The sequence below is a fragment of the Burkholderia sp. Bp8991 genome (assembly GCF_003853795.1).
Classification (GTDB): domain Bacteria; phylum Pseudomonadota; class Gammaproteobacteria; order Burkholderiales; family Burkholderiaceae; genus Burkholderia.
The window spans coordinates 20,870-35,099 of the sequence record NZ_QTQJ01000007.1; the positions used below are offsets into that span (position 1 = coordinate 20,870).

Annotated in this window: 15 protein-coding genes; 8 read left to right on the plus strand and 7 right to left on the minus strand. The window is 67.1% G+C overall.

Going from position 1 to position 14,230, the window contains the following annotated elements; genetic code table 11:
* Positions 1-19 precede the first annotated feature (19 nt).
* Complete coding sequence (locus tag DIE02_RS09900) at positions 20-2,053, minus strand: NADPH-dependent 2,4-dienoyl-CoA reductase (protein WP_124488776.1); 2,034 nt, start codon at positions 2,051-2,053, stop codon at positions 20-22.
* Between the two features lie 76 nt (positions 2,054-2,129).
* Between DIE02_RS09900 and DIE02_RS09905 the strand changes: the two genes are divergently transcribed.
* From DIE02_RS09905 to DIE02_RS35465, 3 genes are all read left to right on the plus strand, one after another.
* A complete protein-coding gene (locus DIE02_RS09905) occupies positions 2,130-3,212 on the plus strand; it encodes an AraC family transcriptional regulator (protein ID WP_124488777.1) in 1,083 nt (360 codons plus the stop codon).
* A gap of 128 nt (positions 3,213-3,340) precedes the next feature.
* Positions 3,341-3,868, plus strand: a complete 528-nt coding sequence (locus DIE02_RS09910) for a hypothetical protein (RefSeq protein WP_260427332.1) — start codon at positions 3,341-3,343, stop codon at positions 3,866-3,868.
* Positions 3,865-4,467 (plus strand): hypothetical protein, encoded by a 603-nt coding sequence (locus DIE02_RS35465; RefSeq protein WP_185702613.1) that lies wholly within the window; start codon positions 3,865-3,867, stop codon positions 4,465-4,467. Before DIE02_RS09910 ends, DIE02_RS35465 begins: the two co-directional genes overlap by 4 nt.
* A 20-nt stretch (positions 4,468-4,487) precedes the next feature.
* Here DIE02_RS35465 and DIE02_RS09920 read toward each other — a convergent pair whose 3' ends face one another.
* From DIE02_RS09920 to DIE02_RS09930, 3 genes are all read right to left on the minus strand, one after another.
* Positions 4,488-4,937 carry an aconitase X swivel domain-containing protein gene (locus DIE02_RS09920; protein WP_124488778.1) on the minus strand — a complete coding sequence of 150 codons (450 nt, stop codon included), beginning with the start codon at positions 4,935-4,937 and terminating at the stop codon, positions 4,488-4,490.
* Entirely contained in the window at positions 4,930-6,177 is a 1,248-nt protein-coding gene (locus DIE02_RS09925) for an aconitase X (RefSeq protein WP_044847565.1), read from the minus strand. Before DIE02_RS09925 ends, DIE02_RS09920 begins: the two co-directional genes overlap by 8 nt.
* 65 nt (positions 6,178-6,242) lie before the next feature.
* The gene (locus tag DIE02_RS09930; protein WP_124488779.1) at positions 6,243-6,671 is read right to left on the minus strand and encodes a MarR family winged helix-turn-helix transcriptional regulator; all 429 of its coding nucleotides are present in this window, start codon (positions 6,669-6,671) and stop codon (positions 6,243-6,245) included.
* Between the two features lie 112 nt (positions 6,672-6,783).
* On the opposite strand from DIE02_RS09930, the gene DIE02_RS09935 reads away from it, so the two are divergent.
* The 5 genes from DIE02_RS09935 to DIE02_RS09955 all read left to right on the plus strand — a co-directional run bounded on the left by DIE02_RS09935 (position 6,784) and on the right by DIE02_RS09955 (position 12,434).
* Positions 6,784-7,704: a LysR family transcriptional regulator gene (locus DIE02_RS09935; RefSeq protein ID WP_044847567.1), complete on the plus strand. Its 921-nt coding sequence runs from the start codon at positions 6,784-6,786 to the stop codon at positions 7,702-7,704.
* Between the two features lie 107 nt (positions 7,705-7,811).
* On the plus strand, positions 7,812-8,243 hold the full coding sequence (locus tag DIE02_RS09940) for a MarR family winged helix-turn-helix transcriptional regulator (protein ID WP_044847568.1): 432 nt from the start codon (positions 7,812-7,814) through the stop codon (positions 8,241-8,243).
* A 61-nt stretch (positions 8,244-8,304) separates the two neighbouring features.
* Positions 8,305-9,393 carry an HlyD family secretion protein gene (locus DIE02_RS09945; RefSeq protein WP_124488780.1) on the plus strand — a complete coding sequence of 363 codons (1,089 nt, stop codon included), beginning with the start codon at positions 8,305-8,307 and terminating at the stop codon, positions 9,391-9,393.
* Positions 9,394-9,406: 13 nt separating this feature from the next.
* On the plus strand, positions 9,407-10,981 hold the full coding sequence (locus DIE02_RS09950) for a DHA2 family efflux MFS transporter permease subunit (RefSeq protein WP_124488781.1): 1,575 nt from the start codon (positions 9,407-9,409) through the stop codon (positions 10,979-10,981).
* A 16-nt stretch (positions 10,982-10,997) separates the two neighbouring features.
* A complete protein-coding gene (locus DIE02_RS09955; RefSeq protein WP_124488782.1) occupies positions 10,998-12,434 on the plus strand; it encodes an efflux transporter outer membrane subunit in 1,437 nt (478 codons plus the stop codon).
* 142 nt (positions 12,435-12,576) lie between these two features.
* On the opposite strand, the gene DIE02_RS09960 is transcribed toward DIE02_RS09955, so the two are convergent.
* The 3 genes from DIE02_RS09960 to DIE02_RS09970 all read right to left on the minus strand — a co-directional run bounded on the left by DIE02_RS09960 (position 12,577) and on the right by DIE02_RS09970 (position 14,015).
* On the minus strand, positions 12,577-12,987 hold the full coding sequence (locus DIE02_RS09960; RefSeq protein WP_124488821.1) for a TIGR02594 family protein: 411 nt from the start codon (positions 12,985-12,987) through the stop codon (positions 12,577-12,579).
* 329 nt (positions 12,988-13,316) lie between these two features.
* The gene (locus tag DIE02_RS09965; RefSeq protein ID WP_124488783.1) at positions 13,317-13,541 is read right to left on the minus strand and encodes a hypothetical protein; all 225 of its coding nucleotides are present in this window, start codon (positions 13,539-13,541) and stop codon (positions 13,317-13,319) included.
* 270 nt (positions 13,542-13,811) lie between these two features.
* The gene (locus DIE02_RS09970; protein ID WP_006485974.1) at positions 13,812-14,015 is read right to left on the minus strand and encodes a cold-shock protein; all 204 of its coding nucleotides are present in this window, start codon (positions 14,013-14,015) and stop codon (positions 13,812-13,814) included.
* Positions 14,016-14,230: the final 215 nt, after the last annotated feature.

The window sequence follows — 14,230 nt, forward strand, 5'->3', positions numbered from 1 at the left end:
CGCCTCGCGCGCCGTACCGTTACAGCCGCGCCGCGAGCCGCGCGCCCTGATCGATCGCACGCTTCGCATCGAGCTCGGCCGCCAGCTCCGCGCCGCCGATCAGATGCACGGAGCGTCCGGCCGCCTGCAGCGGCGCGAACAGCGCGCGCTGCGACTCCTGCCCCGTGCACAGCACGATCGTGTCGGCTTCGATCAGTTCGTGATCGGTGCGCTGCTCGCCGTACGACACGTGCAGCCCGCGCGCATCGATCAGTTCGTAGTTCACGCCGCCGATCATCTTCACCTGCTTCATCTTCAGCGTCGCGCGGTGAATCCAGCCGGTCGTCTTGCCGAGCCCCTTGCCGAGCGGCGCGGCCTTGCGCTGCAGCAGCGTCACTTCGCGAGCGGGCGCCGCGACCTGCGCGCGCGTCACGCCGCCGCGCGTCGCGGCCGGATCGGTCACGCCCCACTCCGCCTTCCACTCTTCCAGATCGAGCGTCGGCGACTCGCCGTCCTGCACCAGATACTCGGCGACATCGAAGCCGATGCCGCCCGCGCCGACCACGGCGACCCTCCGGCCGACCGGCTGCCTGCCGGCGAGCACGTCGATATAGCTGAGCACGTTCGGCCCGTCCTGGCCGGGAATCTTCGGGTCGCGCGGCGCCACGCCGGTCGCGAGCACGATCTCGTCGTAGCCGCCCGCGATCAGTTCGCTCGCATCGACGCGGCGGTTGAGGTGCAGATTCACGCCGGTCAGCTCGACCTGACGGCCGAAGTAACGCAGCGCTTCGTCGAACTCCTCCTTGCCCGGAATCCGCTTCGCCATGTTGAACTGGCCGCCGATCTCCGGCGCCGCGTCGAACAGGTCGACGTGGTGGCCGCGCTGCGCGAGCACGGTCGAGCATGCAAGCCCGGCCGGCCCGGCGCCGACCACCGCAATGCGCTTCGGCTGCTGCACGCGCGTATAGATCAGCTCGGTCTCGTGGCAGGCGCGCGGGTTCAGCAGGCACGACGCGATCTTGTTCCTGAACGCGTGGTCGAGACACGCCTGGTTGCAGCCGATGCAGGTGTTGATCTCGTCGGCGCGGCCCTGCGCGGCCTTGACGACGAACTCGGCATCCGCGAGCAGCGGGCGCGCCATCGACACCATGTCCGCGCAGCCGTCCGCAAGGATCTGCTCGGCCACTTCCGGCCGGTTGATCCGGTTGGTCGTCACGAGCGGAATACCGACCTCGCCCTTCATCTTCTTCGTCACCCACGCGAACGCGCCGCGCGGCACCGACGTCGCGATCGTCGGCACGCGTGCCTCGTGCCAGCCGATCCCGGTGTTGATGATGGTCGCGCCCGCGCGCTCGACGGCCTTCGCAAGCTGCACGGTCTCGCTCCAGTCGCTGCCGTCGGGAATCAGGTCGAGCATCGACAGCCGGTAGATCAGGATGAAGTCGCGCCCGACCGCTTCGCGCGTGCGCTCGATGATCTCGATCGGCAGGCGGATCCGGTTCTCGTACGAACCGCCCCACTGATCGGTGCGCTTGTTCGTATGCATCGAGATGAACTGGTTGATCAGGTAGCCCTCGGAGCCCATGATCTCGACGCCGTCGTAACCGGCCTCGCGCGCGAGCTGCGCACAGCGGACGAATGCACGAATCTGCCGCTCCACGCCGCTTGCGCTGAGTTCGCGCGGCGCGAACGGCGAAATCGGCGACTTGATCTTCGACGGCGCAACCGCGAACGGGTGGTAGCCGTAGCGGCCGGTATGCAGGATCTGCAGCGCGATCTTGCCGTCGTCCGCATGCACGGCGTCGGTGATCACGCGATGGCGCCGCGCGCCGGCCGACGTCATCAGCGTGCCGCCGAACGGCTTGGTCCAGCCGGCCACGTTCGGCGCGAAGCCGCCGGTCACGATCAGGCCGACGCCGCCGCGCGCGCGTTCGGCGAAATAGTCGGCGAGCCGCGGCAGCGTCTTGCGGCTGTCCTCGAGGCCCGTGTGCATCGACCCCATCAGCACGCGATTCTTCAGCGTGGTGAAGCCGAGGTCGAGCGGCGCGAGCAGATGGGGAAAGGAGGTCGTCATGATGATCCTGCCGGTAAGCGATGCGTGTCATCGTAGGCCGCGCGCCGCCTTGAACGTGAGGGGGCAAACAGCCATAATGCTTGTCATTTCCGGCCAAATCGACATGACCTCCCCGTCTCGCAAGGATCACCTCGGGCTACGCCGGCCGACGATTCCGGTCGCCTATACGCGCCTGCTGCTGCAGGCGCTGGCCGCACGCGGCGTCGACCTGGCCGCGGTGCGCGCGGGCACCGGGCTGCGCGATGCGGTGTTGGCCGAACCGGACGCGCGCGTCGCGCCGTCGCAATGGGGCCGGCTCGTGCTCAACGCGATCGAGATCGGCGGCGATCCGGGCATCGGGCTGGCGTTCGGGCTGCTGCTGAAGCCGACCGTGCACGGCTTCCTCGGCTATGCGACGCTGACCGCGCGGGACATCCGGGAAGCGCTGGTCGTCACGCAGCGCTACTTCCGGATGCGCAACCGCCAATATCGGCTGACCTACGCGGAGGACGCGCACGGCGCGACGCTCGAGCTGCACGGCGTGCAGGCGAGCCCCGTGCTGCAGCATCACGTGATGTTCGAGTTCGTGCTGACGGGGCTCGCGCAGAACATCTCGCAGTGGTCCGGACGCGCGTCGCCGCCGATCGTGCTGCGCTTCACGTGGCCCGAGCCCGGTTATTTCGCGCGTTATCGCGACCAGTTGCCGCCGGTCGAATTCGGCTGCGCGGCGAACGCGCTGTGGATCGCGCACGACGTGCTCGACTGGCCGCTGCCGCTCGCCGACGAAGTCGCGCACCGGCAGGCGCTGGTGCAGGTCGAGCGCGAGTATGCGCAGGTACGCCAGGAGGAAGGCGATCTCGTCGAGCGCGTGCGTGCGGAACTGGCGCGAACGGCCGGCGACTATTCGAGCCCGGAGGCGCTCGCCGACGCGCTGCTGGTATCGACGCGCACGTTGCGGCGCCGGCTCGAGGACGCCGGGTCGAGCTATCGGCAACTGCTCGACGAAGCGCGGTTTCGCGACGCGAAGCAATTGCTCTGCGCGTCGGACCTCGACCTGAAGACGATCGCCGAACGGCTGCAGTTCACCGACCCGGCGAATTTCACGCGCGCATTCCGGCACTGGGCCGGGCAGACGCCGAGTGCGTATCGGGAAGCTGCGGCGGGAACCGCGCACGAATAACGGGAAAACGCGGGGGGCACCATACCGCCATACGCGTGGCCCCCATTTCATTTTCATCGGTATGATGAATGCCACGCCAATGCGATACGGGCCGACGCCCGCTTCCACCCATGTCCAGTCACACCACCGTGATCGAGTCGACGATCGACCGTATCGATACGAACCTGGTCCGTATCGCGGTCGACAACAAGAAGGTGCCGATTTATCGCGTGACGATGCAGGACGCCTGCTACTTCCTTTGCGCCGACGATATCGACGCCGACGCGTTCAAGCAGGTCGATCTGTTGAAACCCGGGATGGCGGTGCGGGCGTGCGTTTTCGACGACCATGGTCGTCGCCGAATCGCGTGGATCACCAGCAACGATCTGACGATTCAGCCCTACGACGCGCTCGCGCAAAAGGAACGTAATCTGTCGCTGCTCACATGGGCGTCGTGCGTGTTCGTGCTGAGCCTGCTGATCGGTAGCGCCGCGTTCAAATCCGGCTGGGCGCTCGTCCTCGCCCTGACCATGTTCGTCAGCATCATCAGCATGCTGGGCACGCTGCTCTCGATCGCCGGCTTGTCCGAACTGGTGTTCCGGCCGCAACGGCGCGAAGCCCAGGAAAAGTGGCAACGCCAGCCGCGCCGGGTCACATTCGAACGGAGCAACGTATGACCGATCGTTCCATGCGAATCGCGTCCGGCTGCGTGACGTCCGTCAGTCAGAAGACGATCAGTACGAAGGTCTGGAGCAACAACCTCGGCTGGACCACGCAAAGCATCGAGGAGATCGAGCTTCGACTCGACGCTTTCGATGCGCCGCTGACGCTCCGGACCGGCGCGACACGCGACCTGTTCGTCGTTGCGGGCGACCGGCTGGATGTCGCGTATGCCGCGGGGCGCGATAATCTCGCAATCTGCGGCATCCGCAACGTGACTGACGGTTCGATCTATCTCGTTCGTCTCGCACGCGTCGCCAGCGCCCGAACCGATGTCATCGTGACGATCGGCGTTCTGATCACCGTCGCGTTCGCTATCGGTATCATGTCCGCGCTACAAGGCAGCACGGACGGCATGCTCGACATCTTTGCGTGGTTTGGCGGAACCGCGCTCGGCTTCCTCGCGCTGAGCACCATCCTGCGTTCGGTGTTCGGCGTGATTGCCTGGCCCGAAATCCGACGGCTCAATCAGCCCGGCGGCAGACGCGAGATGAATGCGGCAAAAAACGCGCTGTCGCTCAAGGCGGCAGATGCGCCGCACATCCGCTTCCTCTGAGCCGACGAGCGCGCGATGCGTCAGCCACCGACGTGAATCCACGCGCCGCCGTCGCCCTCACCCGCCTCGATCCGCACCTCGCCCGTCGCGGCGACGATCGCGTCGTACACGTCGTCCGTCACGCACACCACCGGCACCGCGATCGCATACAGCTCGGCGGCGACGATCGCGCCGATCGAGATGATCAGGTCGCGCTCCTTCAGCACGATCCCGACCGGCCCCGTGCCGTTGCGCACCGCTTCCGCGAGCACGCTGCTGCTCGAACTCGAGCCCTTCGCGTGCGGCATCACCATGATCCGGCCGGCGAGGCTCGCGCCCGCCTGCGGATGCCCGCGATCGACGATCCGCCCCGCCCCCGAGTCGTAGCCGCCCCAGAAGCTGAGCGGCTTGTCGAGCACGATCGTCTTCGCGCATGCGCTGCCCGGCACGAGCGTGTCGCCCGTCAGTTTCCCGATCGTTGCATCAGTCATCGAATCGCACCTTTCCTTCGAACGCGGAACGCACGCATTCGCGCATGCTGCCGTACGCCACCGTGACGCCGATGTTCGCGGGCGCATACGACGCCCACTTCCCCGAGTTGGTCATCACCAGGCCCGACAGCTGTTTCATGACCGGCGTGATGTACGTGCAGGTATCGACGACGATCTGGATGCCGCGCGCGTCGAACTTGCCGGCGAGCCCGAGCTCGCCCAGCTCCCACAGGATGAAGCGGCTCGTGTTCACGTAGAAATCGCACTTCGGCCGGCCGTCGAACTGATCGAGCAGCGCGTCGAGCGTGCGGAACTCGGCCAGCGAGAAGTGCGGCGTGCCGAGCGCGACCGCGACGAGCGCATCGCCGGCCGCGCCGTGGTTCAGCGTGCGGCGGATCTCGTCGAGATCGGCCATCGCGACATCGACCGTGCGCTGCGCCGCCCGCCCGTGCAACGCGGCGTCGAGCGTCGGCGCCTCGGGCGTGACGCCCACCGCATGGAACAGCGCGACCGCCCCGCTCGATGCGGCAGCCGCGCCCAGCGCCTTGAGTTCGTCTTCGGTGGTGTCCGCGGGCAGCCCGACGATCGCCGGCACGGTCGCGCCGGCGATCCGGCCGATCAGAAGCCCAAGCGCCGCGAAATAGATGTCGCGCGAGGGCCGCTTGCCGAAGTCCGGCGCGTTGAACACGATCCGCGCCGCGCGATTCGCTTCGACGTGCAGCCCCGCATACGGCGCACGCCCGGTGATCGCGGCGGCCAGGTCGAGAAAGTCGCCGTAGCGGCTGGTACGCGCACCGAGCACCGAATTGGCGAACACGATCGCATTGGATTCCGCCCACGCGATCTGCTCGCCCAGGCGCGGACGATTCTTCAGCTGATATGGCGCGCACGTGAAGCTCGATTCGCAGCCGAGCTGCAGATGCGCATCCATCAGGCGCTGCGCGTCGCGCTGGATCGCGCGGTCGCCGTGATACAGCTCGGGATGGATCAGGTCGAGCGACCCGACGTTCAAAGTGGTCGGCACCGCGACCCGCGCGCCGGTGTCGACGAAATACTCGACGAAGTCGAGGCTGGTCCGGCCGTGGTAAAGACAGCCGTCGATATGCGCGGACGTAATGTCGATCAGGTGCGGCGCCGACATGACCTCGGCCGTGCGCGCGACGATCCGCATCGCGCGCGCGACGCCGTCGCCGAATGCGCCGCGCAACATCGCGTCGTCGCGTTCGCTCAACTGCAGCATGGGGGGCTCCTCGTGTCTCGTCCGGTGGATCCGGATCGCTTTTGTCATACTACCGCGCGTCGCGCCTAGCGCTGCGCCGTCAGGCTGAACAACTCGTCGCGCAACGCCTGGGCGCGGCCCTGGCCGAATTGCGTCTCGAACTCGTCCTGCGCGGCTTGCCACGCGACCTTCGCCTGCGCGTAGGTGCGCTCGCCGAGCTTCGTCAGGCTGAGCGCATGCGCGCGGGCGTCGTGCTCGGCCGCGGCCGCGGCGACGAAGCCGTCGCGCTGCAGCGGCTTCAGCGCACGCAACAGCGTCGTGCGGTCCATCACCAGCCGATCGGCGAGTTCGCTCATCAACAGGCCGGGCCGGCGCGACAGGTTCGCCATGATCGAGAACTGCGCGGCCGTGACGCCGACGGGGGCCAGATGCCGCTCGTAGAGTTGCGTGACGAAGCGCGCCGCCTGACGCAGCGCGAGGCAATTGCAGGCCTGGGCCATCTGGATGTCGTTCATGACCGGCAATTTAAATGTGCATATGCATAAAGTCAATGTACACTCGGCCGTAACAAGGGCCGGCGCCGGCCGCGCGCATCCGGCGCCGCGCCATCGCTTCGAGGAGACGGACATGGACTACATCGACAAGCTGCGGATCTTCCGGTCGGTGGTGGAAATGCGCAGCTTCACGCGCGCGGCCGACATGCACGGCCTCGCGCGGCCGGTCGTGTCGCGGGCGGTCGCGGATCTGGAAGCGCGCTTCGGCAGCCGCCTGCTGCACCGGACCACGCGCCAGGTCTCGCTGACCGAAACCGCCGAGCGCATCTACGAGCGATGCGCGGCGGTGCTCGACGAGCTCGACTCGCTGGAAGCGCAGGCGCAGTCGTACACGCGCGAGCCCGAGGGACTGCTGCGGCTCGTCGCGCACACGACGGCCGCGCTGAACCGGCTCGTGCCGCTGATCGCCGGTTTCAAGGCCGCGCATCCGAAGGTGCGGCTCGACGTCACGCTGACCGAGCGCCCGGTCGACCTCGTCGGCGAAGGCTACGACATCGGCATCGTCGTGCCGTACATGCTGACGAGCGAGACGACCGTCGTGCGGCTGATCGAACGCATTCCGGTGGTGATCGTCGCGACGCCCGCCTACCTGCGCGCGCATCCGCGTCCCGAAACACCGGCCGAGCTCGCCGGCCACATGTTCGTGCCGATGTCGCCGTCGCTGCGCCGGCCCGCGCTGTCGTTCCGCGTCGACGGCGACACGCTGACCGTGCCGTTGAGCTTCGACGTCTCGTCGAACAGCCCCGTCTTCAACCGCGAAATGGTGATGCACGACTTCGGCATCGGCGTGGTGCCGAGAGCGCTCGTCGAAGCCGAACTCGCGTCGGGTGCGCTCGTGCAGTTGCTCGAAGGCGCCGATCTCGTCGACGCGTTCGTGGAAATCAAGCTCGCCTACGCGAACCGCGCGCTGCTGCCCGCGAAGGTCAAGGCGTTCATCGACTACACGGCCGCGTACTACGACCGCGAAGGCTCGATTGTTCCGGCCGCGGCCTGATCCGGCGCGCAAACGCACCTTTCCACCGCCGATTGGTACAGCCACGGCACCAATCTGATCCTGTCTCGCCGCTCGCTTCGCATCGCGTGGGCACCTAATATGTGCACATGCACAAGTCCACGCTTATCGATGACGATTGTTTCGCGGTCCGGCAAGCCGCCCGGCGAATCTCGCAGTTCTACGAGCGCTACCTGTCGCGGGCGGGCGTCACGCCGTCGCAGTACAGCATTCTCGCGCTGCTGCGGGAGCGTCCGGGCCTGACGATGGCGACGCTGTCGGCCGTGCTGGTGATCGAGCGCACCGCGCTGTTGCGCGCGCTGAAGCCGCTGGTCGGCGCGGCGCTGGTCACGGGCCGGCTCGAGCCGCGTTGCCGGCGCCAGACGTTCGCGCTGACCGCGCACGGCGAAACGAAGATCGCCGACGCGCATGTGCACTGGCTCGCCGCGCAGGAAGCGTTCGAGCAGCGGTTCGGACCGGCGCAGGCGGCCCGCCTCAGAGACGAATTGTTCCGGATCACGCACAACCTGCCGGAACGCTAACTTCCCCGATCGGCGACGCGTCGTCGGTCGTTTCAATAAGTGCATATACATAGGTGAATCGATGGAAACGACCCAAGCCGCTGCCTCCCGCGAGGCAGCCACAACCGACCGGCCGGCAAAGCAGCGCCGCGTGCCGTGGATGCGGATCGCGGTGGCCGCCGTCGTCGTCGCGGTCGCGGCCGCGGCGCTCGACTGGCTGTTCGTGCTGCGTTTCCAGGAGAGCACCGACGATGCGTATGTCGGCGGCGACGTGACGGTGCTCGCACCGAAGGTGAACGGTTTCGTCGACAAGATCCTCGTGACCGACAACCAGCGCGTGAAGGCCGGCGACGTGCTCGTGCAGCTCGATGCGCGCGACTACGATGCGAAGCTCACGCAGGCGAGCGCGGAAGTCGACAGCGCGCGCTCCGCGGTGGCCGAACTCGAAGCGAAGCAGCAACTTCAATACGCGGTGATCGGCCAGCATGCGGCGGACCGGAATGCGTCGTCGGCCGAGCTCACGCGCGCGTCGTCCGATCGCGTGCGCTACCGCGAGCTCGTGAAATCCGATGCGGTATCGAACCAGATCGTCGAGCGCGCGGACGCCGATTACTCGAAGGCGGATGCGGCCGTCGCACGCAGCGACGCCGCGCTGCTCGCGTCGAAGCGGCAGCTCGACGTGCTCGGCGCGCAGCTCGCCGATGCGCGGGCCCGCGTGAACACGGCACTCGCCGCGCAACGCGTCGCGGCGCTGAACGTCGAGTACACGACGATCCGCTCGCCGGTCGACGGTTACGTCGGCAACCGCACTGGCCGCGTCGGGATGCTCGCGAACGTCGGCGTGCCGCTGCTGACGGTCGTGCCCGCGGCCGGGCTGTGGATCGACGCGAACTTCAAGGAAGACCAGCTGCGCAAGATGCACTCAGGCGATCGCGTCGACGTCACGCTCGATGCGTCGAGCACGCGCCTCCACGGCCGCGTCGACAGCCTGGCGCCCGCGACCGGCGCGACCTTCAGCGTGCTGCCGCCCGAGAACGCGACCGGCAACTTCACGAAGATCGTCCAGCGCGTGCCGGTGCGCGTGCATCTCGATCCGCAGCCGGGCATCGAGCACGTGCTGCGCCCCGGTCTCTCCGCGGTCGTGACCGTGCATACCGACCACGCGAACTGAACGGGAGCCTGCGATGACCACCGCGATTTCCGGCGACCCCGCGTCGCAACCGACCAGGCAGCGCGTCTTCGCGTTCGCGCTGATGTGCGTCGGCTTCTTCATGGCGACGCTCGACATCCAGATCGTCGCATCGTCGCTGCGCGACATCGGCGGCGGGCTCTCCGCGAGCCAGGACGAGCTGTCGTGGGTGCAGACGGCCTACCTGATCGCCGAGATCATCGTGATCCCGATGTCGGGCTGGCTGTCGAAGGTGATGTCGACGCGCTGGCTGTTCACCGCGTCGGCGGTCGGCTTCACGATCACGAGCATGCTGTGCGGGCTCGCGTGGGACATCAACTCGATGATCCTGTTCCGCGGGATGCAGGGTGCGCTCGGCGCCGCGATGATCCCGACCGTGTTCACGACCGCGTTCGTGCTGTTCCCGGGCAAGCAGCGGCTGATCGCGTCGACGACGATCGGCGCGCTCGCGTCGCTCGCGCCGGCGATCGGGCCGGTGATCGGCGGCTGGATCACCGATCAATGGTCGTGGCACTGGCTGTTCTACCTGAACCTCGTGCCGGGCATCGCGGTGGCCGCGCTCGTACCGCGCTACGTGCACATCGACGCACCGGACCTGAGCCTCGTCAAGCGCGGCGACTATCTCGGCATCGTGCTGATGTCGGGCTTCCTCGGCTGCCTCGAATACGTGCTCGAGGAAGGCCCGCGCAAGAACTGGTTCGGCGATCACGTGATCGTGTTCTGCGCGTGGATCTCCGCCATCTGCGGCTTCCTGTTCATCGTGCACGCCCTGACCGCGGAAGACCCGATCGTCGACCTGCGCGCGCTCGCCGTGCGCAACTTCGGGATCGGCAGCCTGCTGTCGTTCGTGACCGGTATCGGGATCTTCGTCACCGTGTTCCTGACGCCGCTGTTTCTCGCGCAGGTGCGGGCGTTCAGTTCGCTGCAGATCGGCATCGCGCTGCTGTCGGTCGGCGCGTTCCAGCTGCTCGCGCTCTGCGCGTATGCATTCGCCGCGCGCTACTTCAGCATGCGCGCGCTGCTCGTGTTCGGGCTGATCTGCTTCGGCCTCGGCTGCTACCTGTACACGCCGATCACGCACGACTGGGGCTGGCGGGAACTGCTGCTGCCGCAGGCGCTGCGCGGCATCGGCCAGCAGTTCAGCGTGCCGCCGATCGTGACGATGGCGCTCGGTTCGCTGCCGCAGTCGCGGCTGAAATCGGCGAGCGGCCTGTTCAACCTGATGCGCAACCTCGGCGGTGCGATCGGCATCGCGGTGAGCGCGACGATGCTCAACGACCGGCTGAACTTCCACTACCTGCGCCTGAACGAGCATGTGAGCGCCGGCGAGCCGCAAGTCGCGTCGCTGCTCGACCGCCAGGCCGCGTACTGGACCTCGGTGGCCGGCAACACGCTGGATACCGCGCAGGCCGGCCTCGCGAACCTGCACCGCCTGATCTATCGGGAAGCGCTGACGCTCACCTACGCGGATGCGTACTACGTGCTGTCGCTGTGCTTCGTGGTCGCGCTGGTCGCCGTCGCGTTTTCCCGTCCCATCACCCTGAACGCGCCGCCGCCGGACGCGCACTGAAGCCAAGGTCGTCATCATGAAAAAGCTACTCGTCGCGCTGGCCGTCAGCGCCTTCGCCGCAGGGTGTGCGGTGCAGCCCGCGCAGCATCCCGCGCTGCACGATTCCGTCCAGTCGCTTGCGCCCGCCGCGTGGGACACCGACGTGCCGCGCGCCGACATCGACGCCGCCGCGTGGTGGGCGCAGTTCAACGACCCCGTGCTCGACCGGCTGATCGCGACCGTGCTCGACGGCAACCTCGATCTGCAGGCCGCCGCCGAACGCGTGAAGCAGGCGCAGGCGCTGACCGTGCAGAAGCGCGCGGTGCTGCTGCCGGAACTCGACGCGACCGCGCATGCAGCCGACGCGCGCCAGAACACGCCGCCGCCGCTCGGCTACGTGCGGCAGGCCGGTGCGGGGCTCGCGCTGAGCTGGTCGCCCGACGTGTTCGGCGGCGAACGGCTCGACCTGCTGGCCGCGCAGGCCGAGCTGGTCGGGCAAAAGCATGCGGAAGACGCGATGCGGCTCGCGCTCGCGGCCGATGCGGCATCCGCCTATGTCGACCTGCGCTGGGCGCAGCAGGAACTGAAGATCCTGGAGGACAACGCGGCGATCCGCCGGCATGCGCTCGAACTCACGCGCAAGCGGCAGGCGTTCGGGCTGTCGACGGAACTCGACGTCACGCGCGCGCAGAACCAGCTCGATGCGCTGGAGGCGCGGATTCCGCCGACGCAGGCGCAGATCGCGCATCAGCTCAACCTGATCGCCGTGTATTCGGGCCGCACGCCCGAATCGGTGGACCGGCTCGTGCTCGCGCAGGCCGGCGCCATTCCGGCGCCGCCGGCCGGGTCGCCCGCCACGCTGCCGTCGCAGGCGCTGCTGCGCCGGCCGGACGTGCTGACCGCTTACGCACAGGTCGAGCGGCGCGCGGCACAGGTCGGTGTCGCGAAGGCCGAGCGGTATCCGAAGTTCTCGCTGAACCTGACGGACGGGATTCTGGCCGCGTCGTATCTCGGCTTGCCGACGCTGACCGACAACCTGTTCAGCGCGGCGCTGAGCGCGACGAGCCCGATCTTCAACGCGGGACGGATTACCGCCGATATCTCGCAGAGCGAAAGCCGGATGCGCGAGTCTGAACTCGGGTTGCGGCAGACGATGCTGCAGGCGTTGCGGGAGGTCGAGGATGCGCGCGCGAACCTCGTCAGCAGCGATGAAGCGACGCAGCGGCTCGGCAGCGCGCTCGCGGCTTCGGACAAGGCGCTCGGGCTGGCGAACCAGCTCTACAAGGGCGGCGCGACGGATTTTCTGGACGTGCTGTCGGCGCAGGAGGTGTATCTGCGGGATTCGGACGCGCTCAACCAGGTCAGGCGCGAGCATGCGCTGGCGGCGGTCGCGTTGTATCGCTCGCTCGGGGGCGGGTGGAGCAGGAATGATGCGGCCGGTGGGCCCGAGGTGGAAGCCGTGGCGAAGAACTAGGCGCGATCACGATACGGCGCCGGCCTCGACACGTGCCGGGGCCCCGCTCTTCAGCCGCACGATCCCGGGCATTCGACCGACAACGCGATCAAGCAAGCCGCCAACCACGCGATTGCGAATTCGCGTATGCCGGAGGACGAGGTCATCCCGCGTCGGGCCAACGGTAACCGATCACTTCGTTCAGCGGGTACGCAAGCTCGCGTACCTCTTCAAGCTGATTGCCGCCGAACAGATGCACGTGCTCGTCGTCGTGGCGCAAGTAGAACCCGACATGCCCTTTCCAGCTCGCGGGATCGTCACGCGTCAGAATCGCGATGCAGCCGTAGACCGGGCGGTCCAGCGGGCGGCCCCATTCGAGCCACGAACGCGCGAGCGCGGACCCCGTGCCGCGGATGCCCGCATGCGTCATGCACCAGTTGACGAACGATGAGCACCAGGAAATCTTGTCGTCGTAGCCGACCAGATTCGTCCGGTTGTTGTACTCGACGATGCGCGGGTTCACGCTGCCGGGCGGATGGCGGCGGATGCCGAGTTCGGCCAGGGCGACGGCCATCCACGGCGGATCGGCGGCGTCCGGGTTGCGCTCAGGATTTGCTCGGGTCACGTCGTTCTCGGGCGAGTGTGATGTGCGTGCAATCTTCGCACGGATGCGGAGGTCGGCACCACCGTTCGGTCAGCCCAGGCCTCTCATGTACACCACCCGCTTCGACGCCGGGATGGCGTCATGCGCCGCCGGCGTCGAAAGGAAAGTCCGGTAACCCGAATCGAGCGCGCGGCTCCAGTCGGGAGGTACAGAATTGATCGCACGCGAGGTTCGGGCGCGCATTGTTGCGCGCCCGGGCGACTCCTATGCGTCGGGTATCCGGTCCCACGGCGCTGCCTTTAACCGCGCGTATCGACCCAGTTGCGTGCCCAGCATTCCGAGTGCCGCAGTGCCTGCGCTTCACTCGCGAAGTAATCGAGCGAATAGAACCGGTAGCGGCCTTCGACAGACGCGCTATCGATGCGCTCGAGCAGCAGGTTGGCTGAAAAACTGCCATCGGGCAAACGATGCGCCGAGGGCCGGACGGCATAGCCGTTGTATTGGTGATTTTGTGTGTTTTGCATTTTTAATTTTAATAATGTTCGGCTGCGCGCGTGCCGTGCGAAATGTGCACGGATGCGCCGATCCAACGCCATTGCGAGCTGAATCTGAAGCAGTCGGAAAGCGAAAGTACGGCGCTGCGGCCGGAGGGGGAACGAAGTGTATGGCGCCTGGTTGGCGGCTCAATGAGCAGACGCAGCCGGAAACGAGCGCGCCAACTTTACGAGACCAAGCTCCGTGCGGATGTCGCTGCGGCCCGGCGCCCATCGTGGGATGGCCGGGCCCTTCAGACTTTACAGCGGCTTGATGTTGGCCGCTTGCAGACCCTTCGGGCCTTGCTTCGTCTCGAAGCTCACTTTCTGGTTTTCGGCCAGCGTCTTGAAGCCGTCGGCACGAATTTCCGAGAAATGAGCGAACAGGTCGTCGCCGCCGTTGTCCGGCGTGATGAAGCCAAAGCCTTTGCTGTCGTTGAACCACTTGACGATACCGGTATCCATGAAGATTCCTTGAGAAAAATGAAGATTTGCCCTGCTGGAGAGCGCGTGAAGCATCAAGGAGGGAGAGGACAACGAATACCGCTGAGGAGAGCGAGCAATTGATGAACAGCAATCGGACTTCTTGGACTTCGACGCACACACTAACCGCCGGGGAGATGCGCGTCAACGGCTAACTTGTAACTGTTTTACCTCGCGACCCGCTGTTCGGGCGAAGC

What these genes read in the sequence shown, in the direction of transcription:
- DIE02_RS09900 (WP_124488776.1), bottom strand. Translation starts at nt 2,053, where the DNA reads ATGACGACCTCCTTTCCCCATCTGCTCGCGCCGCTCGACCTCGGCTTC.
- DIE02_RS09905 (WP_124488777.1), top strand. Translation starts at nt 2,130, where the DNA reads ATGCTTGTCATTTCCGGCCAAATCGACATGACCTCCCCGTCTCGCAAG.
- DIE02_RS35465 (WP_185702613.1), top strand. Translation starts at nt 3,865, where the DNA reads ATGACCGATCGTTCCATGCGAATCGCGTCCGGCTGCGTGACGTCCGTC.
- DIE02_RS09920 (WP_124488778.1), bottom strand. Translation starts at nt 4,937, where the DNA reads ATGACTGATGCAACGATCGGGAAACTGACGGGCGACACGCTCGTGCCG.
- DIE02_RS09925 (WP_044847565.1), bottom strand. Translation starts at nt 6,177, where the DNA reads ATGCTGCAGTTGAGCGAACGCGACGACGCGATGTTGCGCGGCGCATTC.
- DIE02_RS09930 (WP_124488779.1), bottom strand. Translation starts at nt 6,671, where the DNA reads ATGAACGACATCCAGATGGCCCAGGCCTGCAATTGCCTCGCGCTGCGT.
- DIE02_RS09935 (WP_044847567.1), top strand. Translation starts at nt 6,784, where the DNA reads ATGGACTACATCGACAAGCTGCGGATCTTCCGGTCGGTGGTGGAAATG.
- DIE02_RS09940 (WP_044847568.1), top strand. Translation starts at nt 7,812, where the DNA reads ATGCACAAGTCCACGCTTATCGATGACGATTGTTTCGCGGTCCGGCAA.
- DIE02_RS09945 (WP_124488780.1), top strand. Translation starts at nt 8,305, where the DNA reads ATGGAAACGACCCAAGCCGCTGCCTCCCGCGAGGCAGCCACAACCGAC.
- DIE02_RS09950 (WP_124488781.1), top strand. Translation starts at nt 9,407, where the DNA reads ATGACCACCGCGATTTCCGGCGACCCCGCGTCGCAACCGACCAGGCAG.
- DIE02_RS09955 (WP_124488782.1), top strand. Translation starts at nt 10,998, where the DNA reads ATGAAAAAGCTACTCGTCGCGCTGGCCGTCAGCGCCTTCGCCGCAGGG.
- DIE02_RS09960 (WP_124488821.1), bottom strand. Translation starts at nt 12,987, where the DNA reads ATGGCCGTCGCCCTGGCCGAACTCGGCATCCGCCGCCATCCGCCCGGC.
- DIE02_RS09965 (WP_124488783.1), bottom strand. Translation starts at nt 13,541, where the DNA reads ATGCAAAACACACAAAATCACCAATACAACGGCTATGCCGTCCGGCCC.
- DIE02_RS09970 (WP_006485974.1), bottom strand. Translation starts at nt 14,015, where the DNA reads ATGGATACCGGTATCGTCAAGTGGTTCAACGACAGCAAAGGCTTTGGC.